Genomic DNA, 25,089 nt, shown 5'->3' on the forward strand with positions numbered 1-25,089 from the left:
TCCACCGAACGGCCGGCTCACGCCTCGAAGTACCGGTCGCGGTGCTTCCGGCAGCCGGGGTTGAACGCGGCGCCGCAGCGCGGACAGGCGTCGTCGTCGGGCTTCGCCCGACTGCCAGAGGCGCGTTTCGTCTCGCTGTCACCGGACGAAGCCCGGTTGCCCGAGGGACCCTGTCCCTCGCTGTCGTCGGGCTTCGCCCGACTGCCAGAGGCGCGTTGCGCCTCTCCGTCGCCGTCGAGGTACTCGCGGGCGGAAATCGTCGTTCCGCAAACCCCGCACAGCACCGCGGGCTCGTCGAAGCGGCCGCGGGGCCACGGTTCGGCCTCGTGGTCGGTCGCGGCCTCGTGGCAGGCGTCGCAGGGGTAGTACGCCTCGCAGCAGCCGAACCGGAGCGCGATCACGTCGACGGAGTCGTCCCAGTGCGCGCAGCGCGTCTCGGGGTCGACGGCGACCCCCCGCAGCGGGACCGCGAACCGGTCGTCTGTCGCGGGCGGGGTCGTGGTCCGGCGCTCAGTAGGACTCGTAGCCATCGGTGTCGAGCCAGTTGTGGACGACGGAGACGGTGTGATCGGCGTGGAGCAGTTCGGGACCGACGCGCACGCGGCGCTCCGCGCGCTCCGCGAGCAGTTCCGCTTCCTCGTCGGTGAAATCGCGATGGTCCGAGAGCACGAACACGGGATCCGTCGGGGGCGCGGCCTCGACGAGGGGGTCGCCGCCCTCGTGGAGCTGGACGAGCGTCGGGTCGCCCGTCGAGCCCGCGGCGCCGCCGTCGAGCAGCCGATCGAGGGTCGCTTCGAGCCCCATCCGCCGGAGCTCGACGCCCGGCGAGACGTCGGCGGGCATGTGGCCGATGGCGTCCGCCTTCGCGGCGAGCGCGTCGCGCATCCGGGCGGCGACGTTGCGCTCGTCCGGGTGGAGGTGCCGGAGGCTGTCCGCGTCGAAGGTGACCGTGAGCTCGTCGGCGACGACGAGGTGAACGCGCACGGACTCCCGGATCCCGTGCGAGAGGAAGACGCCGGTCGCGACGCACCGACAGAGCAGGTCGAGCCGCCCCGCACCGGGGAGGTCTGACAGCGAGACGGCGTCCGGATCGGTCGGCGTCTCGTGACCGATGACGACGAACTGGCGCATGCGTCCGGGTCGACCCGGACCCTGATAAGGACCGCGACCGGAGGTGACGGTATGAGCGTCGCCGGACTCTGTCAGGTGTGCGAGGCGGCACCGGCCCGCCACGGCTGCCCGCGGTGCGGGCGCGCCGTCTGCGACGACCACTGGGTCGACGCCGCGGGCGCCTGCACGGTCTGCGTGCAGGGGCGCCAGCAGTGAGGGTACGGGGACGCCGACAGCGACCCGACGCGGTCTCTCTACCGGTGTCGGTTCAGCCGCTTTTTGAGTCGCTTCGCGGCGTCGCCGGCGGCGCCGAAGTACGTCGCCTCGTCGCCGGGGCGGGTCGACTCCTCGCCGGCGAAGATGATCCCGCGAGAGGAGTTGACGAGCCCGACGTCGACCGCGGCGTCCGGGCGGGTCGCGAGCCCGTGCTCGACCGCGGCCTCCGCGTCGCCGCCCTGCGCGCCGACGCCGGGGACGAGGAAGGGGATCTCGGGGACGATCTCGCGGACCTCCGCCAGCTCCTCGGGCGCGGTCGCGCCGACCACGAGCCCGACGTTGCCGTTGCCGTTCCACACGTCCGCGAGCGCCGCGACGCGCTCGTAGAGAGGCTCGCCGGAGGCGAGTTCGAGGTCTTGGAGGTCGCTCCCGCCGGGGTTCGAGGTGCGACAGAGGACGAACACCCCCTTCTCCGCGCGGTCGAAGAACGGCTGGAGAGAGTCGCGGCCGAGGTACGGGTTCACGGTGATCGCGTCGGCGTCGTCGAGCGCCGCGGCGTACTGGCGGGTGGTGTTGCCGATGTCGGCGCGCTTGGCGTCCAGCAGGACCGGCACGTCCTTGCCGTGAGCGTAGGCGATCGTCTCCCGGAGCGCGCGCCAGCCGTCGGCGTCCTCGTAGAACGCGGCGTTCGGCTTGTAGCAGGCGGCGTGTTCGTGGGTCGCGTCGATGACTCGGCGGTTGAACGCCCAGCGCGGCAGGTCGGCGTCGGCGACGAAGTCGGGGAGCCGGCTCGGGTCCGGGTCGAGGCCGACCGAGACGACGCTGTCCGTCGACTCGATCCGGGCCGCGAGCGTCTCGAAGAAGCTCATGGCACCCACTGCGGCCGGGGGCGCGCTAAACGTTGCGTTCCGCCCGAGCGTCTCGCTCGGGGTGCGTCACTCGCCCGGAGCGACCGGGCGGCTGTGCCCGGCGCACGCCGTGATCGTCCCCCGCAGGTACCGCGCTTCCGTCAGCGTCTCCGAGTTGTCCGCGAGCGCCCGCCTGGCGGCCGTCGTCCGCGCGTCGAGCCGCGCGAGCGGGTCGTCTCCGTCCACGTCGAACAGCCGCCCGTTCAGGCGGGCGAACGCTGAGAGCGCGGCGTTCGCGGGGCGACTCCCCCGCGGCGCGAACGCGGCGACGACGACGCTGTCGGCCAAGTCGCACCAGTCGCTCACGACCGCGTACGGGTCCGGGAACAGCGACGTGACGAACGTCGCGAGCACCGCGTCGGCCGACCGGATCGGCGGGTCGGTCGCGTCCCCCCGCACGAACTCGACGTTCTCCCACCCCCGGCGCCCCGCCAGCCCTCGCGCCCGGTCGAGCATCGCGCCGGTGATGTCGACGCCGACGACCCGTCCCGTCGGCCCCACGGCCGCCCGAAGTGCCGGGACGTTGACGCCGGGCCCGCAGCCGAACTCGACGACGGTGTCGCCGGGGTCGAGGTCGAGCGCCCGCACGCAGCCGGCCCGCACGCCCCCGACCGAGGCGGTCGCCCGCGCGAACCAGTCGTAGACCCGCGCCCACGCGGCGTACCCTCGCTGGATCCGGTAGGTGGGGGGCTCGTCTCCGGGCGGCTCCTCTCCCGGCTCCGGCGGCGACCGCGGCCGCCGACGGTCTCGGGTCACGGCGGGGCTCGCACGGCCGCGGGAGCGGTCTTCGGCCACCACAGCTCCGGGCCGTCGCGCGCGACGGTGGAGTAACACCGATCGCTCCCGTCGCAGTCCCGCGGGCGCTGGTAGTCGATCCCCCGCTCCGCGAGGTAGGTCACGTAGCCGTCGTCGACGCGGTCGAGCTTCTCGTGACACACCCACTTCTCCCCGTAGACCCCGGCGCCGACGTTCCGGTACGGACAGGTGAATTCCGTCCGCTCCGCGCCGGCCTCGCTGTCCGTCTCGTCGATGTCGACGCCGACCGACCGGTACGCGAGCCGGAGCCGCCGGACGACGCGCTCGGGGGACGACGCGCCGAGGAAGAGGCCGTGCGCGAGGACGTAGCCGAAGCCGTGAAGCAGCCGCTCGAGGCGCGTCAGGTCGTCGGGGTCGTCGTCCAGCAGCGACCGCAGCGTCGCGTACCACCCCGCGATCTCCGTCACCGCCGCGGCCGCCTCGTCGGCCGCCACGAGCGCCCGCCGCTTCTCCGGGAGCGGCGCGGCGCCGTCCGAGAGCCGGAACGACGGCACCGCCTCGACGTGTTCGAGCACGTCCTCGCGGAGGACGTCGCCCGCAGCGTACGAGTCCGTCAGCTCCGTGAGCTCGGGGTACCACTCGCGCGTCAGCCTGCCGTACGTCCCGTCGAGGAGGTCGTCGATCCGGTCGGCCGCGCCGGGATCGATCGGTTCGGAGTCGGCCGCCGCGGGGAACGCGTCGACGACCCGCCGGAGTTCGGCGGGGTCCGGTCCTGCCATGGTGTCACGTGGCGGGCGACGGCCTTGAATACGCATGTTGCCGAGGACGCGCTCGGCGACTCCGGCGACGGTGCCGGCCCCGAGGCCCGCTTACCGACCGAACGGGTTCTCGATCCCCTGGGCCAACGGCATGTCGAAGTAGTCCAGCTCGTCGACCTCGCTGATCGAGCCGTCGGCGATCCGCTCGAACGTCGCCATGAACCCCGCGACGGTGATTTTGACCGTCGTGCCGATGGCCTTGTGGCCGCGCTGGTCGCTCTGGTGAGACACCTCGTACAACATCCCGGCGGCGTCGGTCTGTGGACACAGCGCGTCGAGATACGATCCCCACAGCGGGCCGTAGCCGTACCGGGTGAGCGTGTTGAACTTCCCCTTCCCGAACTGCTGGGCCTGCTCGTTGACGAGCTGGTTGAGCCGCAGCGACCGGGTCTGGGCGTCCTCCGACATGTACGGGTTCCCGCTGCCGACGTAGCTCGCGTAGTCGACGCCGTCGAGACCGATGTACCGGGGACCGAACGGCGCCATCACGCTCATGATCGACTGCCACTGCGGGCCGTTGCCTTGGTCCGGGGACTCCGGATCCACGGTCGGACCCTGGTGGTGGTGCGTGATCGCCCAGTCCGGGTCGGCGTCGAGGAACGACTCGGTCACCGCCCGGTTCTCGGGGTTGAGGTTGAGTCCGACCGAGCGTAGCACCTTGTACGGATTGTCGCCGTCGACCGTGGGGTCGCGGAGGTCGAACGGGACCTCTTCGACGGGGATATCGAGGTAGCCGAACTGTGGATCGTCCTTGAGGACGGTCCACCAGTCCTCGTCCTCGTCGAACGGCTCGAAGTTGGGGAAGACGCTGAACCCGCGGTTCATGTCGTACCCCGGCACGTCGCCGGAGTAGTACGAGTTCGCGTTGATGTACCGAGAGTCGCCCTCCTCCCACGTGCTCGTGTTGTACCGGCGCTGCCGGAGTTCGCCCTCGGTACCGAGCCCATCGTCGCCGACGAAGTTCGCGCCGTCGGGGTTAACCCGGGGAACGATGGTGATCGTGAGGTTGTCGAGAATCTTCTCGACCCGCCGGGATCCGCCGCTCGCCAGTCGATTGAGGATTTTCACGACGGCTTCGGCCCCCGAGGGCTCGTCACCATGGATCTGGTTGATGAGGTGGAGACTCTCGTCGCCGTCGCCGATAGTGACCTCCCAGACCGGGTCTCCGCGGCCGGCCGATTCGCCGATCTGTTCCAGTTCGACGCGGTCGCTCCGCCGGTCGACCTGTTTCAGGCGTTCGCCGAGCTGCTCGTTGTCGAGGTACGCCTCGTAGTTGACTGCGCGCTCGTTCGGTGCCCACGGGCCGCCGGGCCGGTAGTCGCTGCCCGACTGCGCGCTTACCGTCGACCCGAATCCGGCGAGGGCGACCGCTGCGACACCGCTCTGAAGGAACCTCCGTCTGTGCATACTGGTAGCACCCGACTCGAAATGGTTTAATTTATCGTATATATAGTTTGCTGTATTTATACTGTTTAAGAATTATTTAATAGTCATCACAACCCGATCCGATCTTTCAGCCGCCGGACGCTCCGACTTGCCTTCCGGCCGAGCGACGTCGCCGCGAACGCGCCGCGGACGAACCAGTCGGTCGGGATCCGATCGGGAAAGCCGAGCGGGCCGACGCGGGAGACGCCGACCGTCCGCGATTCGGTGTACCGCCGGATCCCCTCCGGGCCGTGGCGGCGTCCGAGCCCCGAGTCGCCGAACCCGCCCATGGGGGCGTCGACCGCGCCCCACGTCGCGATGAAGCCGTCGTTGACGTTGACGGTGCCGCAGTCGATCTCGCGGGCGACCGCCGCGCCGCGCTCACGGTCCGCGGTCCACACGCTCGCGTTGAGGCCGTACGGCGAGTCGTTCGCGGCCTCCACGGCGGCGGCCGCGTCCGGGACGGGCGTCACGACGACGACCGGCCCGAACGTCTCCTCGCAGGCGACCGTCGCGTCGGGCTCGACGCCCGTCAGGACGGTCGGCTCGTAGCAGTAGGGGGCAACGTCCGGCCTGTGGCGACCCCCCGTCTCCACGGTCGCGCCGTCCTCCCGGGCCTCGTCGACGTGGCTCCGGACGCGGGCGAGCTGGTCGGCGTCGATCAGCGAGCCGAGGTCGGCGTCGTAGTCGTAGCCAGTCCCCAGCGTGAGGTCCTCCGTCTCCCGGACGAACGCGGCGAGGAACGGCTCGTAGGCCGACTCCTCGACGTACATCCGCTCGGCGGAGAGACAGAGCTGCCCGGCGTTCGAGAAGCAGGCGTCGACCGCGCCGCGGGCCGCCTCGTCGACGTCGGCGTCGCTGAGCACGACGAGAGGGTTGTTGCCGCCGAGCTCCAGCGAGCAGTCGATCAGGTTCCGGCCCGCGCGCTCGGCGACGGTCCGGCCCGTCTCGGTGCTCCCGGTGAACGCCACGTAGTCGACCGCGTCGATCAGCGCGGGCCCGACCGTCGCCCCCTCGCCGGTGACCATCTGGAAGAGGTCGTCCGGGAGGCCGGCGACCTCCAAGAGCTCCGAGAGCAGCAGTGCCCCGTACGGCGTCTTCTCGTCCGGCTTGCAGACGACGGCGTTGCCCGCGGCGAGCGCCGGGAGCGCGTCGGCCATCGACAGCGTCAGCGGGTAGTTCCACGGCGAGATGACGCCGACGACGCCGACCGGGTCGTAGGTGACCGTCGCGGTCGCGAGCCCGGGGAAGGCCCCCTGTCGGCGGTCCTCGGCGAGGGCGTCGGGCGCCTCGTCCGCGAGGTACGTGCAGCCGGTCGGCACGTCGAACAGCTCCTCGACCGCGGTTCGCCGGGATTTCCCCGTCTCCAGTTGGAGGACGTCGAGCAGCTCCTCGCGGTGGTCCGTGACGAGGTCGCCGAACCGATCGATGACGGCCGCGCGCTCGGTCGCGGGGGTCTCGGCCCACTCGGCCTGCGCCGCCCGGGCGCGCTCGACCGCGGCGTCGACGTCGTCGCCGTCGCAGGCCGGCACCGAGCCGATCCGCTCGGTCGTCGCCGGCGCGAACACGTCGAGGGCGTCGCTCTCGCCCGGCGCGTCCCTCGACGTAGTGGAACTCGCGCGGCGCACGCGCTCGGTGAGGTCGTCGAGTCGTCGCGTCGAGAGGTGCGGGGCGTCCGCGAGCGCGGTGGGAGGATTCGTCGAGGACATCGGATACGAAAACACACGGTCGGGCGGGGGAAAGCCGTGCCGGTGGCCCGGACGGAAGGCGAACCGGTGAGGATTATAAAAGGGGTAAGTACGAGTGCGAAGGCGACCGCTCCCCCGGTCACTTCCTCGAATCGACGGATTCTCCGATGCGGTCGGCCGGCGCGTCGTGCTCGGAGAGCATGTCGATCACTTCGAGCAGCAGCGACACGACGAGCGGGCCGACGATGAGCCCGACGGCACCGAGCGTGAGGATACCGCCGACGAATCCGACGAAGTACAGCCCGGGAGAGATCCGACCGGTCCAGTCGGCGAGCTGCGTCCGGATCACCGCGTCGGGGACGAACGAGACGACGACGAGGCCGAGCGCCAACACGGCGACCGCCCGCCCGGTCTCCCCGACGAGGACGTCTCCAGCGGCCAGCGCGACGACGAGCACGCTCGGGCCGATGACCGGAACGAACTGGAGGACGGCCGCGATGACGGCCAGCAGGACCGGAGAGCCGTACCCGAGGCCCCAGAACACCGCGACCGCGAGCACGAACGTCGCCGACGCCGTCGCCGCCTGCAGGACGTAGATCGAGTACAGCGTCTCCCGCGTCCGCTCGTGGAGCCGCGTCGGGATATCGTGGTACTCGGTCGGGACCACGCCGAAGACGGCGGTTCCGACCGCCCCGGGTCGGTAGAGGATCCCGTACACGAGGAAGGTGAACACGACGAGCTCCAAGACGAGCCGGGGCGCCGCGGCCGCGACCGCGAGCGCGGCCCCTCGGACCCACGCCTCGGCGGCCGCCACGTACGGCACCATCTCGATGACCAGCTCGAACCCGCCAACGGTGATCGGGACGGCGTCGGGGATCTGGCCGATGATCTCGATCAGCTCCGCCCGCCGCCGATACAGCACGTAGAGCAGCGGGACCACGAGGAGCACGGCGGCAACGAAGGCGACGGCGGTGGTCGCGACGCACGCGATCCGCCGGGACAGCCCGCGTTCGACGAATCGCTGCCGGATCGGATACAGGACGTACGCGACCGTGACCGCGAAGACGACGGTTCGGAGCACCTCCGCCAGCACGATCGCCGCGAGCGCGGCCACCGCGACGAGCAGCGTGCCTAGCAGTCGCCTCCGGTTGAGTAACATGGTATCCGGTCGCAAGCAGGGCCAAAAGCCGTTGCGGTGACGAACCGCGGGACCCGGCCGCCGGCGCCGTCCCCCTCGGGAGCGCGTCTCGCTCGCGATCGCCGCGTGGGACCGTAGCACCTAACCTCGCGCCACTCCCACGTCCGGTATGCGCATCGACCCGTTCGGCCTCGAACGCTGGTTCGCGGAGTACGAGCACGAGGCCGACATCATGTTGGCCGAGAGCGGGATCCGCTCGCTGGACGCGAGCCGGTTCGACTTGGATCCGGGCCGGCTCGACTACGTCATCCCGACGAACGGCGACCCCGAGTTCCGTGCGTCGGTCGGCGACCGCTACGGCCGGAGCGCCGACGAGGTGCTGTTCACCTGCGGGACGCAGGAGGCGAACTTCCTCGCGTTCCTCTCGCTGCTGGGCGACGCCGAGAGCCCCGACCCCGACTCGACGGTCGGCTCCGGCAGCCACGCGGTCGTCGTCACGCCGACGTACCAGGCGCTCCACGCCGTGCCGGACGCGTTCGGCGACGTGACCCGCGTCGAACTGGAACCGCCCGAGTGGGAGCTCGACGCTGAAGCGATCGCCGACGCGGCCCGCGACGACACCGCCGTGATCGTCGTCAACAACCCGAACAACCCCACGGGTCAGTATCACGACGAGACGGCGATGCGGGCGGCCTACGACATCGCCGTCGATCGCGACGCGTACCTCCTCTGTGACGAGGTGTACCGGCTGCTCGCCGACGATCCGCAGCCGCCGGTCGCGAGCTTCGGCCGCCACGGGATCTCGACGACGAGCCTCACGAAGGCGTACGGGCTCGCCGGGCTCCGGTTCGGCTGGATCGCCGGCCCCGAGGCGGTCGTCGAGCGCGCGTGGCGGTGGAAGGATTACACCACTATCTCCCCGTCGCTGTTCGGCCAGCACGTCGCGAAGCAGGCGCTCGGCCGACGCGAGCCGCGGATCCTCGAGGAGAACCGCGAGTTGGCGGCGACGAACCGCGCGATCGTCGCGGACTGGATCGAGCGCCACGACCTCGACTGGCACGACCCGGTCGGCGTCAACGGGTTCGTGACGGTGCCCGACGGCTTCGACGACGCCGAGGCGTTCTGCCGCACCGTCGTCGAGACGGAGAGCGTCGTACTCGCGCCCGGCGGGCTGTTCGGCTTTCCGAACCGCTTCCGGATCGGGTTCGGGCTGCCGACCGACGAGCTGGAGGAGGGCCTGCGGCGGGTGAGCCGCGCCATGGAGGCGGCGAGCGCCGACCGCCGGGAGGCCGACGCGGAGAGGGGTGCCTGAGATGGGCTTTTTCGGCGAGCTCAAGGAGGACGTCGTCGGCTTCGTCCGCGACCCGACCGACGAGCAGAAGGCGCTGCTCGTCGCCTTCGTCGCGATGATGATCGCCGACCGCGCCCTCTGGTGGGTCGACTTCCCGTTCGTCGTACGGACGACCGCGGCGGTCGGGGTCGGCTTCATCGGCCTCTTCATCGCCAGCTACCTGATCACCGGGCAGTTCGTCCCGCCGGACGGCGACGCGGACGACGAGGGGGAGCCCGAGGAGTACGTCGACGAGCTCGACCCCTGAATCGGGGGCCCCAGGTCGGCGTCGACGACAGCCCGTTCCGCGGCGCGGCCGAACGCCCGAACGCCGGCGTCGACGCCGTTCCAAACCGTTTATACCCGCCCCGGAAAAAGTAGCGCGTATGCCGCGAGAGCAGAAGCAGGTTCGCGAACTCCAGGAGGGCAGCTACGTGATGATGGACGGTTCCCCCTGCAAGATCAACCACTACAGCACTGCAAAGCCCGGAAAACACGGGAGCGCCAAGGCGCGCGTCGAGGGCAAGGGCGTCTTCGACGACAAGAAGCGCTCGCTCTCCCAGCCGGTCGACGCGAAGGTCTGGGTCCCGATCATCCAGCGGAAGCAGGGCCAGGTCGTCAACGTCAACGACGACGAGGTCCAGGTGATGGACTTAGACACCTACGACACGTTCACGATGCGCATCCCCGAGGGCGAGGACTTCACCTCGGACGACAACATCGAGTACCTCGATTACGAGGGCCAACGGAAGATCATCGGGTAATCGGCGATGTTTCCCGGGGCGACGACCGACCGCGAAGCTGCTTCTTACGTGGTCGTCGGCGCTCCGCTCGACGCCACGACCACGTTTCAGCCGGGCACCCGGTTCGGACCGGACCGGATCCGGCGCTTCTCCGAGACCTACGACGACTACGACCGCCGCACCGACAGTCGCTTCTCCGCGCTGGGCGTTCACGACGCGGGCGACGTCTCCCCCTGGGACGACGTCGAGGCGTACCTCGATCACCTCGCCGCCGAACTGCGGAGCGTCGGCTACGACGACGCCGTCCCCCTGCTTGTCGGCGGCGAACACACGGTCACGTACGCGGGCGTCGAGGCGGTCGACCCCGACGCGCTCGTCGTCTGCGACGCCCACCTCGACCTCAGGGACGCGTACGACGGGAATCCGTGGAACCACGCCTGCGTCACGCGCCGGTGCCTCGACGACCTCGGCGTCGACCGGGCCGTGATCGTCGGCGCGCGAACCGGCTCCGAGGCGGAGTGGGACCGCGCGTCCGACGCCGACGTCGAGGTCGTCGCGCCCGAACACGCCCGCGAGTGGATCGACGGACTCGCGAGCGACGAGGGTGACGACCCCTTCGCGGGCGAGTCCGTCTACTGCTCGATCGATATCGACGGGCTCGACCCCGGCTTCGCGCCGGGGACCGGGACGATGGAGCCGTTCGGGCTCGATCCCCGCGAGGCCCGTGACTTGGTGCGGGCTGTCGCGCCCCGGGCCGAGGGCTTCGACGTCGTCGAGGTGAACGACCGCGACGACGGGCAGGCCGCGGCGGCCGCCGGGAAACTGCTGCGGGAGTTCGTGCGGGCGCACGAGGACGGGCGGTAGCCCCGCAGCCGGGAGCGACGCGCCGTGTTCGCCCGCCCGCCGCGAGCGCTTACCGGTCGACCGAACGGGTCAACGCGAAGACGAAAAGCGCCACGAGGAACGCCCCGAGGAACCCCTGCGCCGAGCTGAGCAGACGGACGGAGAACGACTCGGCGGGCGCCGGCCCGATCACGAAGGTGATGAAGCTCTGGAAGCTGAACAGCAGCAGTTCGCCCGCGGAGTCGGCCGGGACGCCAAGCGCGGCGTACCCGCCGGCGAAGGCGAGGACGACGACGACCGACGACAGCATGGTCCAGCTCGGCCGCTCGCCGTATCCCGCCGTCGCGTCGAGGACGGCGTTCGCGAGCCAGTCGTACGCGGCGACCGCGCGGTCGGCCCCGCGCTCCGACCTGACATCCGCGGCGTGACCGGCGCGGCGGTGGCGCATCTCGCGCCTGAAGAACTCCGCCGCCGCGGTCGCGTCCCCGACGCCGTTGGCTCCGGTCTTCGCCTGCTGATACGTGGTCTCCAGGCGTCGGGGGCCGGGATCCGGCTCCGGGAGGTCGGCGTCCGTCTCCGTGTCGTGGAGCCGCCAGCTGATCGCTTCGAGCGCCCCGTGGTGGGGACCGAACCGGAAGCCGTCGAACGAGGTCCCGAGGAACCTGACCGCGGCGAGGGGCGCGATCGGTCCGTCGCCGGCCTCGATCCGAACCCTTCCGATCCGGGCGTCCGCGAAGTCGTACGTGACCGTCCCGTCGCCGGGGTGGGCGATCCGGCCCTCGCTCACGGACGCCCCGTGTGCCGTCACGGTCGGCCGGTCTCCGTCGTCAGCCGGAGAGACGTCGCTCCGGAGCCGACCGATCTCGCACCCGTCGAGGCGGACGTCGCCGCCGGCGCGGACAGCCTCGAATCCGGCGAGGTGGTCGAACCGGGCCGCCCTCGCGTCGAGGCCGTCGTCGAGGCGCGCGCCGGTCGCATCGACCGTGTCGCCGAACGTGGTCCGGCCGGCCGTCTCCGGGTCGTGGAATGAGATCCGCTCCTCGGACTCGACCCACCGGAGGTCGACGCCGGACCGGCACTCCGCGTCGGCGAGCGACAGTCCCGACCCGAACCGGGTGGCCCCGTCGCGCGTCCCGCCGTTACAGTCGATTTCGCCGGCGACGACCGCCCCGTCGAACGCGACCGCGCCGCCGAACTCGCAGTCCGCCATCGAGAGCTGGCCGCCGATCCGCGCCGAGGCCGCGGAGACGGCCGCGCTCGTCTCCGTCCGGTCGAGGGTCGCTCCGCGGTCCAGTTCGGCGCCGTCGAGCCGCCCCGTACCCGACACCGTCGCGTCCGCGAGGTACAGTCGGCCGTCGAACACGACCTCTCGGAGGTCGAACCCGGCCTCGAACGTCGCCTGCTCGAAGTCGACCGCGCCGTCGAACCGCGTCTCGGTGCTGTGCTGTTCCGGGTGGAACTGGACCGGCCCCTCGAACGTCGCGTACCGGAAGTCGGTCGCGCCGTCGACCGCGACCCCCTTGAACACCGTCGGGCCGCCGACGCGCATCCCGTGGTCGGCGCTCGCGTCGTTCCCGTTGAACCCGTCGCCGAAGGCGCTGTCAGTGAACGCGAGTGCGCCGCCGACCGACGTGCCCATCGCGCGGACCTCACCGTCGAAGGTCGCGTCGGCCGCAAGGACGGAGCCCTCGACCGCCGCGCTGTTCACTTCCGTCCGCTCGTCGACGCGGACGAGGTTCGCGTTCACTGTGCCGCCGACCTCGGCGTCGCTGAGGGCCAGCCGACCGAGTTCCGCGCGGGTGACGCTGAACGAGCCGTCGACCGTCGCGAACGCGAAGTCCGCGGCGCCGTCGACCGTCGCCTTCCTGAGGTCGACGCTCGCCGCACTGAGGCCCTGACAGCGGAGATCGCCGAAACAGGTCAGTCCCTTCGCGTCGAAGTCGCCGGCGACCGTCGCGCCGTCGAGGCGGAGGTCGCTGCCGACGGTCGCGCCGTCGACCGCGATCTCGCCGACCGTCGCGTCCGCGAGGTCGACGGCGTGGGAGCGGTCGCCCGCGAGCAGCGTCCCCGGCGGGAGCGCGAGTCGCTCGATCGTGGCGCCGTAGAAGCGGCGGCGACGCGGGTCCGACTCGCCGGCCGCGACCGCCGCCTCGAACGCCGCGGCGACGCGGTCCGCGCCTCCGTCGCCCGCTGGTCGGTGGAACACGCACCGCTCGTCGCCGTCGGCCGGGTGAGGACACTCCCAGCCGGCCGGTGCCGCGTCGGCGTCCTCGTGAACGTACCCGCACCGGTCCTCGGTCTCGGTCATGGCGGTGGCAACGACGAACGGTCAAATAAAAAATTCGTAACCGGGGACCGTCTCACCGACCGCCTACGACAGCTCGGAGAGCCGCCGCCGGGCCGCGGTGACGGCCTCCATCGCGTCGATCCACTCGCGCGGGTCCGTACACCAGATGCGGTCGCCCTCCACGCTGACGCAGAACACGGAGTCGGTGGAGGGCGAGAGGGTTACCCCGTCGACGTCGGACCGGTCGCCGAGGTACGAGTCGATCAGGCGTCGGGCCGTCTCCGCCTCCGGCTGGAGGCGACTGCCGGCCGCGTATTCGATGGCTATCTCTGCCATGGTCGGTCGTAGGAACTACATGATTAATAACTACTGTTTTCTGGCAGTGCTTGCGGAGTTTTCCGACGGGGGGTCCGTCGCCGTCTCTCCCCGAGACGGCGTGGCCGGCTCACCGGTCGTCGTACACGACCTCGCCGTCGACGACCGTCATCGCGACGTCGACGTCGCGGATCTCGTCGGCCCGCTCCCACGGTGACGCGTCGAGGGCGACGAGGTCCGCGCGCTTTCCGACGGCGACCGTGCCCAGCCGGTGCTCGTCGAAGCCCGCGTACGCCGCGCCGCGGGTGTACGCTCGCAGCGCCTCGGTCACCGTCAGCCGCTGCGCCTCCGCGGGGGCGTTGACCGCGTGGTGGACGCCGAGCAGGGGGTCCATCGGCATCCCGTCGGAGCCGAACGCCAGGCGAACGCCCGCGTCGAGCATATCGCGGTAGCGGTTCGTCGCGGCGGTGCGGTCCGGCCCGAGCCGGGACTCGTAGAGCCCGTTCTCGCCGGCCCACTTGAGGAAGTTCGGCTGGACGCTGGCGACGACGCCCGACTCGGCGAGCCGGTCGATCGCGGCGTCGTCGGCGAGCTCGACGTGCTCGATCCGATGACGGGCCTCGCCGGGATCCGTATGGGAGGCGTCTTCGTAGGCGTCGAGCACGGCGTCGACCGCTTCGTCGCCGATGGCGTGTGCGGTGAACTGGTAGCCGGCCTCGGTCGCCGCGGCGACCGTTTCCGCCAGTTCGTCGGGGTCGACGACCCACTGACCGGTCTCGTCGGGGGCGTCCGCGTACGGCTCGGAGAGCTTCGCCGTCCGTCCCCCGAAGCTCCCGTCCGTGTACGACTTGATCGCGCCGGTCTCGACGGTGTCGCTCCCGTCGTTCGTCCCGAGGCCGACCTCGCGGAGCGCGTCCAGGTGGTCGCTCCAGTAGTTGATCCGGACGCGCGCGGTCAGCTCGCCGGCCGCGTCCAGCTCGCGGTACGCCCGCGGCGCGTGAGAGTTCCGCACCATGTCGTGGAACCCGGTGATCCCCTTCGCGGCGCAGTCGGCCAGCGCGGCCTCGACGATCTCCTTCGTCTCGGCCGGTCCGGATTCGAACGCCTCGTAGATCGGGTCGATCGCGCTCTCGAGGAGGACGCCGGTCGGTTCGCTGTCCCCGTCGGTCGGCACCGTCTCGTCGGGCGCCGCGGCGAGCGCGTCCGCGAACCGATCGAGGGCGACCCCGTTGACCGCGGCGACGTGCATGTCCTCACGGAAGGCGGCCACGGGTCGCTCGGTCGAGACGCGGTCGAGGTCCCCCCGCGTCAGGTAGCGGTCCTCGTCCCACGTCGACTCGTCGTAGCCGTAGCCGAGGACGGGGTCGGCGGCCGGACCGGAGTCGGTACCCGCCTCGTCGGCCTCCTCCACCTCCGCCGCTCGTTCTTTGAGCAGGTCGACCGCCTCGGCCGGGGAGTCGGCGGTCGAGAGGTCGGCGTGGACGAGGTATCGCCCGACCGTCGTCAGGTGGGTGTGGGCGTCGACGAAGCCCGGGAGGAGGACGCGCCCGCCGAGGTCGACGACGTCGGTGTCGACCCCTTCCAGGAACTCGACGTCGCGGGTGGGCCCGAGCCGGACGATCGCCCCGTCCCGGACCGCAATCGCCTCGCGCGTCTCGTCGGGCGCCGCGAGGGTGTGGACCTCCCCGTTCACGAACAGTCGATCCGCGGCCGCTGTCATGGAGGGTCCGGCGCGTTACAGCGTGTTAACCGTTCGGGAAACGGCGACCGATTTATTCGCCGAGCGCGCGAATCGCCGCGTATGTACGACCGGATACTGCTCCCCACGGACGGCAGCGAAGGCGTGGACCGCGCGATCGACCACGCCGTCGACGCCGCGGACCGATACGACGCGACCCTCCACGTGCTGTACGTCGTCGACAGCGACGTGATCAACGCGTACTCCGGCGACGAGTTCGTCGACGGCGCGGAGGGCGCCGAGGAGACGTTAGAGGAGCGCGGCCGCGAGGCGCTCGAGGCGGTGGCGTCCCATGCCACCGACGCGGGCGTCGACGTCGTCACCGACCTGGTGTACGGCGTCCCCCACGAGCAGATCCTCCGCTACGTCGACGAGGAGGACATCGACCTGACGGTGATGGGATCGAAGACGCGGTCCGGCGACTACCGGCGGATGCTGGGCTCCGTCACGGAACGCGTCTCGCGTCGGTCGACCGCGCCGGTCAGCATCGTGAAGACGACGGTTTCGGAGTAAGCGCGGGCGTCGACCGCGGGGGTGGCCGCATTAGACCGCGGCCAGCGAGCGGACGAGGGGAACCCCCACGACGTCGGTGACGCCGACGGAGGAGAGCACCGCGAGCACGAGCACGGCCGAGGCCCACGCGACGAAGCCGATGATCCCCGCGTGGACCCACGAGACGCCGTAGCGCCGCCGGATCAGCCACACCCACGCGATCAGCGGCATGAACTCGCCGATCAGCGGGATCCACGAGAGGAAGAAGGCGGCGAGCCCCCAGACGATCGCGCCGAACAGCGCCGTGAAGACGGCGTGGCCGTAGTCGCGCGTGCCGGTGACGACCGCGGCGCCGACGAAGATCGCCAGGCCGCCGACGAGGAGTCCGACGACGAAGGTGACGGCGGAGCCGATGAGCGTCATGGCTCACCTCTCTCGGCGAGCCACTTGGGGGCGTCGCCCCGATCCGCGAGACCGGCCCCGCTACAATCGCTCGCGAACGTCGCCCGCGACCGCCGACAGCGCCGCCTCCGCGACGTCGACGCGGTCGGCGAGGCTACAGAACCCGTGAGCCATCGCCGGGTAGTGGCGGTGCTCGACCGGCGTCCCCTCCGCCTCGAACCGCTCCGCGAGCGCGACGCCGTCGTCCCGGAGTGGGTCGAAGCCGCCGGTGACCACCGTGGCGGGCGGGAGGTCGCCGAGGTCGTCCGCGCGGAGCGGCACCGCGAACGGGTTGCGCGCGTCCACCGGGCTCCGGAGGTACTGCTCGAAGAACCACCGCATGTCGGCGCGGGTGAGCAGCGGGCCGTCGGCGTTCTCGCGGTACGAGTCGGTCTCGAAGTCGTCGCCCGCGATCGGGTAGAGGAGGAACTGGCCGGCGACGTCGGCGGGGTCGCCCCCCACGTCTCGGCCGTACAGACACGCCGCGAGCGCGAGCGTCGCCCCGGCGCTGGTGCCGGAGACGCCCAGCCGGTCCGGGTCGCCGCCGAAGGCGGTCGCGTTGTCAGCGGTCCACTCGACGGCCGCGGCCGCCTCGTCGACCGCGACGGGGAACGGGTGTTCGGGCGCGAGCCGGTAGTCGACGGAGACGACCACGGCGTCGGCGCGGGTCGCCAGTTCGCGACAGGGGCCGTCGATCGAGTCGAGGGTGCCGAGCGTCCAGCCGCCGCCGTGGAAGTGGACGAGGGTGCGGGTGGGCGGAGTCGACCGATTGAGGGCTTCCTCCGGGCGGTACACCCGCATCGGCACCTCGCCGTGGGGACCGTCGAACGCGAGGTCCCGGACGTCGGCGACCGCGGGTTCCGGGTCGCCGGAGAACACCTCGTCCTCGACGCGTCTCGCGGCGTCGACCGAGAGCGCGTGCCACTCGGGGAGTCCGAGCGCCTCGATCTCGTCGACGACGGGGGCGAGTTCGGGGTCGAGTTCGTCCGCGCGCATGTCGGCGAGAGGCGGAGCCCATTTATAAATCGGGCGGCAACGTCCGGCGATGAACGTCCGGCTGACTTACGAGGACGGGACCATCCGGGTCGACGCCGGCGGCGGGGACGGCTCGACCGAGGAGGGTAGCCCCCTCGCGTCGCTCCCGCCGCTCCCGGGCGTCGAGACCGACCCGCGCTCGGGGACCGGACGGGCGCCCGCCTACCGCTACGCCGCGATCCGACGGGCGCTGGAGGTCGCCGGCGCGAGCGTCGAGGACCACGTGTTGGACGCGAGCGACCGCGCCGCGAGCGAGGCGGGGCTCCCGGACGCGCTCGCGACCGACTACGACCTCCGGGAGTACCAGCGCGAGGCGCTCGACGCGTGGCGCGACGCCGGCGACCGCGGCGTGCTCGAGCTCCCCACCGGGGCCGGCAAGACCGTGATCGCGATCCGCGCGATGGTCGAGCTCGGCGTCCCGACGCTCGTCGTCGTCCCCACGGTCGACTTACTCGACCAGTGGCAGCGGGAGTTAGAGCGGGAGTTCGACGTCCCGATCGGCCGGTTCGGCGGCGGCGAGCAGCGCCGGGAGGCGATCACGGTGTCGACGTACGACTCGGCGTACCTCAAGGCCGACGGCGTCGGCGACGCCTTCGAGTTCGTCGTCTTCGACGAGGTCCACCACCTCGGCGGCGAGGGGTACCGGGACGTCGCGCGGCTGCTCGCGGCGCCCGCGCGGCTCGGCCTGACGGCGACGTTCGAGCGCCCCGACGGCGCCCACGAGACGGTCGCGGAGCTCATCGGCGACCGCGCCTACGCGCTCGACGTCGACGACCTCGCCGGCGACCACCTCGCGCCGTACGACATCCGCCGGATCGAAGTCGAGCTGACGCCCGAGGAGCGGGAGCGGTACGACGAGAAACAGGGCACCTTCGTCGAGTACGTCCGGGAGGCCGGGATCACGTTCTCCAGCGGGAGCGACTATCAAGAACTCGTGAAGCGCTCCGGCAACGACCCGGCCGCCCGCGAGGCCCTCTTAGCGAAGCAGGAGGCCCGCGAGATCATGATGAACGCGGATCGGAAGGTCGACCGCCTCGAGTCCATCCTCGACCGCCACCGAGACGACCGGGTGATCGTGTTTACCGCCCACACCGACCTCGTCTACCGGCTCTCGGAGCGGTTCCTCCTGCCGGCGATCACCGCCGAGACGGGTGCGAAGGAACGCCGCGAGATCTTAGAGCGCTTCCGGGAGGGAACCTACGGCCGGGTGGTCGCCGCGAACGTCCTCGACGAGGGGGTCGACGTGCCGGACGCGAACGTCGCGGTCGTCCTCTCCGGCTCCGGCAGCGAGCGGGAGTTCACTCAGCGGCTCGGCCGGGTGCTCAGGCCCAAGGAGGACGACGGCCGGGCGATACTCTACGAGGTCGTCAGCGCCGAGACGGCCGAGGAGCGGGTGTCGAGCCGACGGCGATAAGCGGAATCGGTCGAGATTCAATATTTAAATAACGCGAGCAACCGCAGCGATTACTTATAAATTGGTGCGGTGGCGCGTGCCTCCGAGGCCGCCTCGCGGCTGGGGCTTTGGAGGTGTTCGTCGCAGAGTCAGCGACGACGTATAGCCGAGCGCCGGGGGCTTTGGAGATGGTCACCGTCGATTCAGCATTATCTATCTATAAACGAGCGGCTGAGAATTAGCCGGCGTTCATCCCTCACCCGAGATCAACGTCGAATTCGTTCAGTCGTCGTCGATGTCGAGCGAGCGTTCCTCGCCGAGCTCCTCCTCTAAGCTCCCGCGCTCCCAGCTCCGGACGGCGTCGCCCTCGACCTCGGCGCGGAGCTTCTCCTCGAGGAGGTTCACGGCGACGCTGTTGGCGCCTTCCGGGATGATCACGTCGGCGTGTTTCTTCGACGGCTCGATGAACTGCTCGTGCATCGGCTTCACCGTCGAGAGGTACTGGTCGATGACGCCCTCCAGGTCGCGGCCGCGCTCGATCACGTCCCGGCGGATTCGGCGCAGGATGCGGACGTCGGCGTCGGTCTCGACGAACAGCCGGAGGTCCATCATGTCGTTTACCTCCTCGTCGTACAGCGCGAGGATCCCCTCGAGCACGATGACGTCGGTGGGCTCGACCTCGACGCGCTCCTCTTTTCGGTTGTGGATCTCGAAGTCGTACTGCGGCATCTGGACGGTCTGTCCCTCGAGCAGCGCCTCGAGGTGCTCGCGGAGGAGGTCCCACTCGAACGCCGACGGGTGGTCGTAGTTGACCGACTGGCGCTCCTCGAAGTCCAAGTGGGAGAGGTCCTCGTAGTAGTTGTCCAGCGGGATCCGGGTGACGCTGTCGTCGAGATCGCGCGTGACGAGTCGAGAGACCGTCGTCTTGCCCGCGCCGGTCCCTCCCGCGATCCCGATCACGAACGAGGGAATGGTCATGGTCCCGCTCGAACGCCGGAGGGTTTCAACCCTCCTCTTCGACCCGCGTCGTCGTGAGAGGACGCTCGCTGACGGCGCAAGGTGGCGCTCGCTGACGGCGCGAGCGCGAGCTCGCGGCCTCCGCGAAACCGGCCTTTCGGCACCGATCAGGCCTCTACGTACGGAGTCGGTATAACGATACCGGGGGCAGCTTTTAGCCGATCGCTGCGGATCCACGTTTCATGCGAACAGACACCACGGTTCGCGACGTGATGCATCGCGAGTTCCTCGGCGTGAGCGAGTCGGACCGGCTGGCCGACGCGGCCGGCCTGCTCGTGGACGAGGGCACCGACTGCCTCGTCGTCGTCCGGGGCGGCGAACCCGTCGGGCGGCTCGACTGCCGGAGCGCGCTGGACGCACTGCTCGGCGCCGACGGCTGGACCCCCGGAGACGCCGACGGCGACGGCCCCACGGTCGGATCGGTGATGGGGCCGCCCCTCCCGACGGTGGCGCCGAACGACTCGCTCGCGGCCGTCGAGGAGCGGCTCGTCTCCGAGGGGGCCGACCGCGTCGTGGCGGTCGAGTCCGGCGAGGCCGTCGGCGTCGTCACCGCCGGCGACGCGCTCGCCGCGGGGGCGCCGCGGACGGGCGACGGCGCCCGCGAGGACGTCGTCGGCGGCGAGTCGGTCCGCGGAACGCGGCACGGGGACGAGGCGATGCTCGGCTCCGACGGCGGCGTCGACCCGGCGAGCGAGGCCGCCACGACTGACGTGTCCGAGTCGGCGACACAGGGCGTCTGCGAGAGCTGCGGGGCGCTCGTCCCCGACCTGGTGACCGCGAACGGCCAAGCGGTCTGCCCGGAGTGCCGCGAGGTGTGAGTCGCACCCGGTTACGGACCTCTCACGGCCATCGTCGCGGCTCTCGTCGTGGCTCACGTCGTGGCTCACGTCGTGGCTCACGTCGTGGCTCACGTCGTGGCTCACGTCGCGGCTCACGTCGCGGCTCTCGTTGATCTTCTCACCGCGCTCCCGGTCGCGCTCGCCGGTAGCCTCATGCCACGCCGCGCCGAATCGGAAACCGAATGCCCGACGCCGAGGGGTCGACGGTCGCGCCGGCGACGGTCGACGACGTGGACGACGTCACCGACCTGTGGGTCGCGCTGGCGGAGGACCAGCGGCGCCACGGCTCGACGCTGCTCGCCGAGTCGAACCGAGCGGCGGTCCGCGAGTGGGTCGCGCGCTCGGTCGTCACCGGGGAGCTGCTCGTCGCCCGCGACGGCGACGACAGGGCCATCGGATTCGTCGGGTTCTCGCTCGACCGCGAGGGGTACGAGCGCGAGCGCGTTCGCGGGACCGTGAGCAACCTGTTCGTCGTCCCCGAGCGACGCGGCGAAGGGATCGGCGCCGACCTGCTGGACGCCGCCGAGCGGGCCCTCGCGGCGTCGGGCGCCGAAGCGGTCGCGCTGGAGGCGCTCGCCGACAACGACCGCGCCCGGACGTTTTATACGGACCGGGGGTATGACCTCCACCGCGTCGAGCTGACGAAGTCGCTGTCGGCGTTGACGGGCGGGAGCGTCGACGAGGACGACGACTCCGCCGAGAACGAGACCGCGAACGGAACCGACTGATCGCGGGCGGGCGTCAGGCTCGCCGAAAGCGACACGCACTCATACGAGGCCCGAGTACGCCAGCCTGCGCCAGGGGAGCATGGGTGGTTCATGCACTCGACTTGTAATCGAGACTTCCGGGGTTCAAATCCCTGCCCTGGCTTCGCACTCCCCGCTGGACCCCAGCGGATTCCCCGGGATCCGTTTATATATACCCCGCACCGATCCGCCGTATGGACCGGACCGACACCGCGCTGCTGGGCGTCGCCGGCGTCGTCGCCGCCCTCGTCCTCGCGATCGTCTTCGCCGCCGGCGTGTTGTTCGGCCTCGAGGAGTCCGTGGTCCGGCCGCTCCGCCTGCTCGCCGTCGAGCCGTTCGCGTGGATCGTCGTCGCTGCGCTGATCGTCGCGGTCGTCGGGCACGCGTACATCGACGGCTGACGGCGCGGGCGGAGGGGGGCCGGGCCGTCGCTCCCGCGTCAGCGAACGACCGTCACGGGGACCGGCGCGTTCTGGAACACCGACTTCGCCGTGTTCCCGACGAGGAGCCGGTCGGCGAGCGACCCGCTGTGCGTCCCGATCACGACCGCGTCGAAGTCGTCGGCGCGCTCGACGATCCGGCTCGCCGGCGACCCGACCTCCGACTCCACCGCGACCTCGACCCCGACCTCCGTGGCGATCTCTCCGGCCCGTTCGAACACGTCCTCGGAGAGCTCTCGGACCCGCTCCTCGCTGTCGTCGGCGAGCGCGATCCCCGTCGCCGCTCCCATCATTCCGGAGGGCTCCCCGACGACGTGTAACACCGTCACGTCGGCGTCCTGATGCACGTCGAGCGCGTACCGGAGCGCTCGCTCGGAGAGCTCTGAGTCGTCCATGGCCACCAGTACGCGCTCTACCATGGGGAGTGTACACGGGCGGCAGGGATAAACGCTCGCGCGTTCGCACGGCTCGGTCCGTGTCTGACCGAACTCTACGCTCCGGCGTCGACCCGCTCTCTACTCCCCGGCGTCGACCTCGCGGATCGCTCGAACGAGCGCGTCGAGCGCGGCGTCGACTGCGCCGCGTTTCACGGCGTCGCGGTCCCCGTCGAGGACGACGCGTTCGCTCCGGACGAAGGACGCCTCGGTCCCCCACGGGGCGGCGTACGCGACGCCGACGTAGACGAGGCCGACGGGCTTCTCGGCCGTGCCGCCGCCCGGCCCGGCGACGCCGGTGGTGGCGACCCCCCACGTCGTGTTCGCGTGATCGCGAGCTCCGGCCGCCATCTCCTCCGCGACCGCCGCGCTCACCGCTCCCTCGGCGTCGAGCGACTCGCGGGAGACGCCGAGCAGCTCGCGCTTCGCGTCGTACGCGTAGGTGACGAACCCCCGATCGAAGTAGGCGCTCGCGCCGGGCACGTCCGTCACGCGCGACCCGACCAAGCCGCCGGTCAGCGACTCCGCGACCGCGAGCGACTCGTCCCTGTCGGTCAGCAGGTCTCCGAGGACCGCCGCGGTCGACTCCGTCTCGTCCATGGTCGCACTGCGGCCCCCACGCCCGTGGGGTTTACGCTCGGCCGGTCGCAAGCGTCGGGCATGACCGACTGGGACGAGCGGTTCGCGGCCGGCGACTACCCGCGAGAGCCGGAGCCGTCGCCCGTGTTGCGCTCGTACGAGCCGTCGATCCCCGACGGGCGCGCACTCGACGTCGCCGCGGGCACCGGACGGAACGCGGTGTTTCTGGCCGAGGCCGGTTACGCGGTCGACGCCCTCGACGCCTCCCGCGAGGGGCTGCGGATCATCGGCGAGCGCGCCACGGAGGAGGGGATAGAAGAGCGGATCGAACCGATCCGCGGCGACGTCGCGACCTACGGCTTTCCGAGCGAGGCGTACGAGCTGATCACGATGAGCTTCTTCCACACGCTCGACCGCTTCGCGGACCTCGCCGAGGCGCTCGTTCCCGGCGGCTACCTGTTCGTCGAGGGCCACCTCCGGTCCGCGTCGGCGACGCCGTCGGGCCCGAGCGACGACCGGTACCGGTTCGCGGCCAACGAGCTCCTGCGGGCGGGGCTCGGCCTGACGGTGCTGTACTACGACGAGACGACCGAGGAGCGCCCGGACGACCGGCGCCGCGCGACGGCCCGGCTGCTCGCCCGGCGGTCGACCGGCGGGCGGCAGTCGTATCCCCCGCGGCCGCCGGAGGACCCCGGCGGTGAGTGACGTCTCCCCCGGACCCGCGCTCCGCGCGCTCGTGGACGCGGCCGTCGACCTCGACGTCGGAGAACCGGGGACCGCGATCACCGTCGTCGAGCGCGGCGACGACCCCGGGCCCGCGGCGCGACTCGCCGCGCTCCTCGGCGAGGGCGGCTCCGTCGACGGTACCGGCTCCGTCGTCGGCGTGGTGCCGCGCGCCGACCCGTCGCTCGCCCGCCGCGTCGGCGGCGATATCGAGGGGGAAACGCGGCTGGTGTTCACCGGCAGTGCGGGCGACCGGCTCGACGGTCCCGCGGGCGCCGCGGTCCGGTCGGCGCTCGACGCGCACGGCGTCGAGGCGTACCGCCACGAGGGCGACTCGCCGGTCGGCGTGCTCCTCGTCGGCGAGCGCGCCGTCGTCGGGCTGTTCGACGAGCGGGGGCTCGCGGCGGTGTGCTGGTCGGACGCGCCGCCGGTCAGGGAGTGGGCCGCCACGACCTGTCGCCGGTTCCTCGCGGCCGCCGAACCGGCGTGACGGGCGTCGGAACGCCCGCATCGACGCCGGCGTCCGCGGCGCATCGCTTTTAAATGCGCCCGGCGAAGCGGTCGGTATGAGAGCAGCGCTGCTGTTGGTCGTCGGTCTCGTGGGGCTCGTTCAGACGCTCGCACCGCGCCCGGTCGTGCGGGCGTGGACCCGCGTCGTGTACCGGGACGCGGGCGACGCGGAGCCCCGAGAGTGGGCGTATGTCGCCGCGCGAGCCGAGGGGGCGGTCCTCACGCTCGTCTCGCTGGTCGGGCTGTTCCGCCTCGCGACGGCCGAGTCCGACCCTGAGCCCGACACCGCCCTCGACGACGGCGCGACGGGAACCGACAGTCGAACCGGCGAGTAGCTCGGCGGACCGCGGCGCTCGTTCCCTTTTAAAATCTCCTCAGTCGTCGCTCGCGTCCACCGGCTCCTCGGCGGTGTCGGTCGGCTCCTCCTCCATCGCCTCGTCCGTCAGGTACGACCGGTCCCCGTCCGGGCGCTCGCCGGTCCGCAGGACGTGGCAGTCGCGACACCGGGCCTCGTACGACTCCTCCGCGCCGACGAGGATCGTTGGATCCTCCGCGTGCGCTGGCTCGCCCTCGATGAGCCGCTGGTTCCGCGAGGCGGGCTCGCCGCACTGCGAGCAGATCGCCTGGAGCTTGTCGACGTACTCGGCGGTCGCCATGAGCTGCGGGAGCGGGTCGAACGGCTCGCCCCGGAATGTCTGGTCGGTGCCCGAGACGATCACGCGGGTCCCGGCGTCGGCGAGCGCGTTACAGGCCTCGACGAGCGCGTCCGAGAAGAAGTTCGCCTCGTCGATCGCGACGACCTCCGGGAACGGCTCGTCGTCGAGGATGTCCAGAGGCCCGTCACCCTCGTTGTCGACGACGGTCGCGTTCCACTGGCGGCCCGTGTGGCTCCCGATCGTCGTCTCGCCGTAGCGGTCGTCGACGGCCGGCTTGTACACCGCGACGGACTGCCCGGCGATCTCGGACCGCCGGAGGCGGCGCAACAGCTCCTCGGTTTTCCCCGAAAACATCGACCCGGAGATGACCTCGATCCAGCCGGATCGAGTGATGGCGTGCATGAGCGATCCGGCAGGTGCCAGCGACTAAACCGTTTCTCTCCGGGTCCGTCCGAGGACCGGTACGAAT

30 protein-coding genes and 1 tRNA gene are annotated in these 25,089 nt (G+C 71.3%); 14 read left to right on the plus strand and 17 right to left on the minus strand.

The genetic code is table 11. The features are described 5' to 3' along the window. Window positions 1–17 precede the first annotated feature (17 nt). Together Hrr1229_RS13335 and trmY are read right to left on the minus strand one after the other, a co-directional pair. The gene (locus Hrr1229_RS13335; protein ID WP_123112449.1) at window positions 18–530 is read right to left on the minus strand and encodes a CHY zinc finger protein; all 513 of its coding nucleotides are present in this window, start codon (window positions 528–530) and stop codon (window positions 18–20) included. Beyond that, window positions 511–1,131, minus strand: coding sequence for a tRNA (pseudouridine(54)-N(1))-methyltransferase TrmY (gene trmY / locus Hrr1229_RS13340; protein WP_123112448.1), 621 nt, complete (start codon window positions 1,129–1,131; stop codon window positions 511–513). Before trmY ends, Hrr1229_RS13335 begins: the two co-directional genes overlap by 20 nt. Window positions 1,132–1,182: 51 nt before the next feature. On the opposite strand from trmY, the gene Hrr1229_RS13345 reads away from it, so the two are divergent. Continuing rightward, a complete protein-coding gene (locus Hrr1229_RS13345) occupies window positions 1,183–1,326 on the plus strand; it encodes a hypothetical protein (RefSeq protein ID WP_123112447.1) in 144 nt (47 codons plus the stop codon). A gap of 38 nt (window positions 1,327–1,364) precedes the next feature. On the opposite strand, the gene pyrF is transcribed toward Hrr1229_RS13345, so the two are convergent. The 6 genes from pyrF to Hrr1229_RS13375 all read right to left on the minus strand — a co-directional run bounded on the left by pyrF (window position 1,365) and on the right by Hrr1229_RS13375 (window position 8,080). Next, window positions 1,365–2,195: an orotidine-5'-phosphate decarboxylase gene (gene pyrF, locus Hrr1229_RS13350; RefSeq protein WP_123112446.1), complete on the minus strand. Its 831-nt coding sequence runs from the start codon at window positions 2,193–2,195 to the stop codon at window positions 1,365–1,367. Window positions 2,196–2,261: 66 nt separating this feature from the next. Continuing rightward, window positions 2,262–2,909 carry a class I SAM-dependent methyltransferase gene (locus Hrr1229_RS13355; RefSeq protein ID WP_255212591.1) on the minus strand — a complete coding sequence of 216 codons (648 nt, stop codon included), beginning with the start codon at window positions 2,907–2,909 and terminating at the stop codon, window positions 2,262–2,264. A gap of 77 nt (window positions 2,910–2,986) precedes the next feature. After that, window positions 2,987–3,769, minus strand: a complete 783-nt coding sequence (locus Hrr1229_RS13360; RefSeq protein WP_123112444.1) for a hypothetical protein — start codon at window positions 3,767–3,769, stop codon at window positions 2,987–2,989. Between the two features lie 90 nt (window positions 3,770–3,859). Continuing rightward, a complete protein-coding gene (locus Hrr1229_RS13365; RefSeq protein WP_123112443.1) occupies window positions 3,860–5,215 on the minus strand; it encodes a M14 family zinc carboxypeptidase in 1,356 nt (451 codons plus the stop codon). A gap of 86 nt (window positions 5,216–5,301) precedes the next feature. Further along, on the minus strand, window positions 5,302–6,942 hold the full coding sequence (locus Hrr1229_RS13370) for a succinic semialdehyde dehydrogenase (protein WP_123112442.1): 1,641 nt from the start codon (window positions 6,940–6,942) through the stop codon (window positions 5,302–5,304). A 118-nt stretch (window positions 6,943–7,060) separates the two neighbouring features. Then, window positions 7,061–8,080 (minus strand): AI-2E family transporter, encoded by a 1,020-nt coding sequence (locus Hrr1229_RS13375; RefSeq protein WP_123112441.1) that lies wholly within the window; start codon window positions 8,078–8,080, stop codon window positions 7,061–7,063. A 148-nt stretch (window positions 8,081–8,228) separates the two neighbouring features. Between Hrr1229_RS13375 and Hrr1229_RS13380 the strand changes: the two genes are divergently transcribed. The 4 genes from Hrr1229_RS13380 (at window position 8,229) to speB (ending at window position 10,996) form a co-directional block, all read left to right on the plus strand. Then, window positions 8,229–9,371 (plus strand): aminotransferase class I/II-fold pyridoxal phosphate-dependent enzyme, encoded by a 1,143-nt coding sequence (locus Hrr1229_RS13380; protein ID WP_123112440.1) that lies wholly within the window; start codon window positions 8,229–8,231, stop codon window positions 9,369–9,371. Between the two features lies 1 nt (window position 9,372). Next, the gene (locus Hrr1229_RS13385) at window positions 9,373–9,657 is read left to right on the plus strand and encodes a hypothetical protein (protein ID WP_123112439.1); all 285 of its coding nucleotides are present in this window, start codon (window positions 9,373–9,375) and stop codon (window positions 9,655–9,657) included. A gap of 118 nt (window positions 9,658–9,775) precedes the next feature. Beyond that, a complete protein-coding gene (locus Hrr1229_RS13390; RefSeq protein WP_123112438.1) occupies window positions 9,776–10,153 on the plus strand; it encodes a translation initiation factor IF-5A in 378 nt (125 codons plus the stop codon). Between the two features lie 6 nt (window positions 10,154–10,159). After that, entirely contained in the window at window positions 10,160–10,996 is an 837-nt protein-coding gene (speB, locus tag Hrr1229_RS13395) for an agmatinase (protein WP_123112437.1), read from the plus strand. Window positions 10,997–11,045: 49 nt separating this feature from the next. Here the strand turns inward: speB and Hrr1229_RS13400 are convergent, their stop codons facing one another. The 3 genes from Hrr1229_RS13400 to Hrr1229_RS13410 all read right to left on the minus strand — a co-directional run bounded on the left by Hrr1229_RS13400 (window position 11,046) and on the right by Hrr1229_RS13410 (window position 15,297). Further along, the gene (locus tag Hrr1229_RS13400) at window positions 11,046–13,283 is read right to left on the minus strand and encodes a pentapeptide repeat-containing protein (protein ID WP_123112436.1); all 2,238 of its coding nucleotides are present in this window, start codon (window positions 13,281–13,283) and stop codon (window positions 11,046–11,048) included. 63 nt (window positions 13,284–13,346) lie between these two features. Continuing rightward, entirely contained in the window at window positions 13,347–13,598 is a 252-nt protein-coding gene (locus Hrr1229_RS13405; protein WP_123112435.1) for a hypothetical protein, read from the minus strand. A 109-nt stretch (window positions 13,599–13,707) separates the two neighbouring features. Continuing rightward, the gene (locus tag Hrr1229_RS13410) at window positions 13,708–15,297 is read right to left on the minus strand and encodes an amidohydrolase (protein WP_123112434.1); all 1,590 of its coding nucleotides are present in this window, start codon (window positions 15,295–15,297) and stop codon (window positions 13,708–13,710) included. 81 nt (window positions 15,298–15,378) lie between these two features. On the opposite strand from Hrr1229_RS13410, the gene Hrr1229_RS13415 reads away from it, so the two are divergent. After that, entirely contained in the window at window positions 15,379–15,828 is a 450-nt protein-coding gene (locus tag Hrr1229_RS13415) for a universal stress protein (protein ID WP_123112433.1), read from the plus strand. Window positions 15,829–15,858: 30 nt separating this feature from the next. On the opposite strand, the gene Hrr1229_RS13420 is transcribed toward Hrr1229_RS13415, so the two are convergent. After that, on the minus strand, window positions 15,859–16,230 hold the full coding sequence (locus Hrr1229_RS13420; protein ID WP_123112432.1) for a hypothetical protein: 372 nt from the start codon (window positions 16,228–16,230) through the stop codon (window positions 15,859–15,861). Between the two features lie 60 nt (window positions 16,231–16,290). Next, entirely contained in the window at window positions 16,291–17,244 is a 954-nt protein-coding gene (locus tag Hrr1229_RS13425) for an alpha/beta hydrolase (protein ID WP_123112431.1), read from the minus strand. A gap of 49 nt (window positions 17,245–17,293) precedes the next feature. Here Hrr1229_RS13425 and Hrr1229_RS13430 point away from each other — a divergent pair, with 49 nt between their 5' ends. Then, a complete protein-coding gene (locus Hrr1229_RS13430) occupies window positions 17,294–18,697 on the plus strand; it encodes a DEAD/DEAH box helicase family protein (RefSeq protein WP_123112430.1) in 1,404 nt (467 codons plus the stop codon). A 261-nt stretch (window positions 18,698–18,958) separates the two neighbouring features. Here Hrr1229_RS13430 and udk read toward each other — a convergent pair whose 3' ends face one another. Then, entirely contained in the window at window positions 18,959–19,654 is a 696-nt protein-coding gene (gene udk, locus Hrr1229_RS13435) for a uridine kinase (RefSeq protein ID WP_123112429.1), read from the minus strand. Between the two features lie 221 nt (window positions 19,655–19,875). On the opposite strand from udk, the gene Hrr1229_RS13440 reads away from it, so the two are divergent. The 4 genes from Hrr1229_RS13440 to Hrr1229_RS13455 all read left to right on the plus strand — a co-directional run bounded on the left by Hrr1229_RS13440 (window position 19,876) and on the right by Hrr1229_RS13455 (window position 21,679). Then, window positions 19,876–20,511 carry a CBS domain-containing protein gene (locus Hrr1229_RS13440; RefSeq protein ID WP_123112428.1) on the plus strand — a complete coding sequence of 212 codons (636 nt, stop codon included), beginning with the start codon at window positions 19,876–19,878 and terminating at the stop codon, window positions 20,509–20,511. 203 nt (window positions 20,512–20,714) lie between these two features. After that, window positions 20,715–21,260, plus strand: a complete 546-nt coding sequence (locus tag Hrr1229_RS13445; RefSeq protein ID WP_123112427.1) for a GNAT family N-acetyltransferase — start codon at window positions 20,715–20,717, stop codon at window positions 21,258–21,260. Between the two features lie 68 nt (window positions 21,261–21,328). Next, window positions 21,329–21,402 (plus strand) — tRNA-Thr (locus Hrr1229_RS13450). A 70-nt stretch (window positions 21,403–21,472) separates the two neighbouring features. Beyond that, complete coding sequence (locus Hrr1229_RS13455; protein ID WP_123112426.1) at window positions 21,473–21,679, plus strand: hypothetical protein; 207 nt, start codon at window positions 21,473–21,475, stop codon at window positions 21,677–21,679. 38 nt (window positions 21,680–21,717) lie between these two features. On the opposite strand, the gene Hrr1229_RS13460 is transcribed toward Hrr1229_RS13455, so the two are convergent. Together Hrr1229_RS13460 and Hrr1229_RS13465 are read right to left on the minus strand one after the other, a co-directional pair. After that, window positions 21,718–22,137, minus strand: a complete 420-nt coding sequence (locus Hrr1229_RS13460) for a universal stress protein (protein ID WP_123112425.1) — start codon at window positions 22,135–22,137, stop codon at window positions 21,718–21,720. Window positions 22,138–22,233: 96 nt separating this feature from the next. Beyond that, window positions 22,234–22,752 carry a nicotinamide-nucleotide amidohydrolase family protein gene (locus Hrr1229_RS13465; protein WP_123112424.1) on the minus strand — a complete coding sequence of 173 codons (519 nt, stop codon included), beginning with the start codon at window positions 22,750–22,752 and terminating at the stop codon, window positions 22,234–22,236. Between the two features lie 60 nt (window positions 22,753–22,812). On the opposite strand from Hrr1229_RS13465, the gene Hrr1229_RS13470 reads away from it, so the two are divergent. From Hrr1229_RS13470 to Hrr1229_RS13480, 3 genes are all read left to right on the plus strand, one after another. Continuing rightward, window positions 22,813–23,436, plus strand: coding sequence for a class I SAM-dependent methyltransferase (locus Hrr1229_RS13470; RefSeq protein ID WP_123112423.1), 624 nt, complete (start codon window positions 22,813–22,815; stop codon window positions 23,434–23,436). Then, the gene (locus Hrr1229_RS13475) at window positions 23,429–23,944 is read left to right on the plus strand and encodes a hypothetical protein (protein WP_123112422.1); all 516 of its coding nucleotides are present in this window, start codon (window positions 23,429–23,431) and stop codon (window positions 23,942–23,944) included. The genes Hrr1229_RS13470 and Hrr1229_RS13475 overlap by 8 nt, the downstream gene beginning before the upstream one ends. Before the next feature lie 76 nt (window positions 23,945–24,020). Further along, window positions 24,021–24,299, plus strand: coding sequence for a hypothetical protein (locus Hrr1229_RS13480; protein ID WP_123112421.1), 279 nt, complete (start codon window positions 24,021–24,023; stop codon window positions 24,297–24,299). Between the two features lie 39 nt (window positions 24,300–24,338). Here the strand turns inward: Hrr1229_RS13480 and Hrr1229_RS13485 are convergent, their stop codons facing one another. After that, window positions 24,339–25,022, minus strand: coding sequence for a thymidine kinase (locus tag Hrr1229_RS13485; RefSeq protein ID WP_123112420.1), 684 nt, complete (start codon window positions 25,020–25,022; stop codon window positions 24,339–24,341). Window positions 25,023–25,089 lie beyond the last annotated feature (67 nt).

This window comes from Halorubrum sp. CBA1229, from assembly GCF_003721435.2.
Classification (GTDB): Archaea; Halobacteriota; Halobacteria; order Halobacteriales; family Haloferacaceae; genus Halorubrum.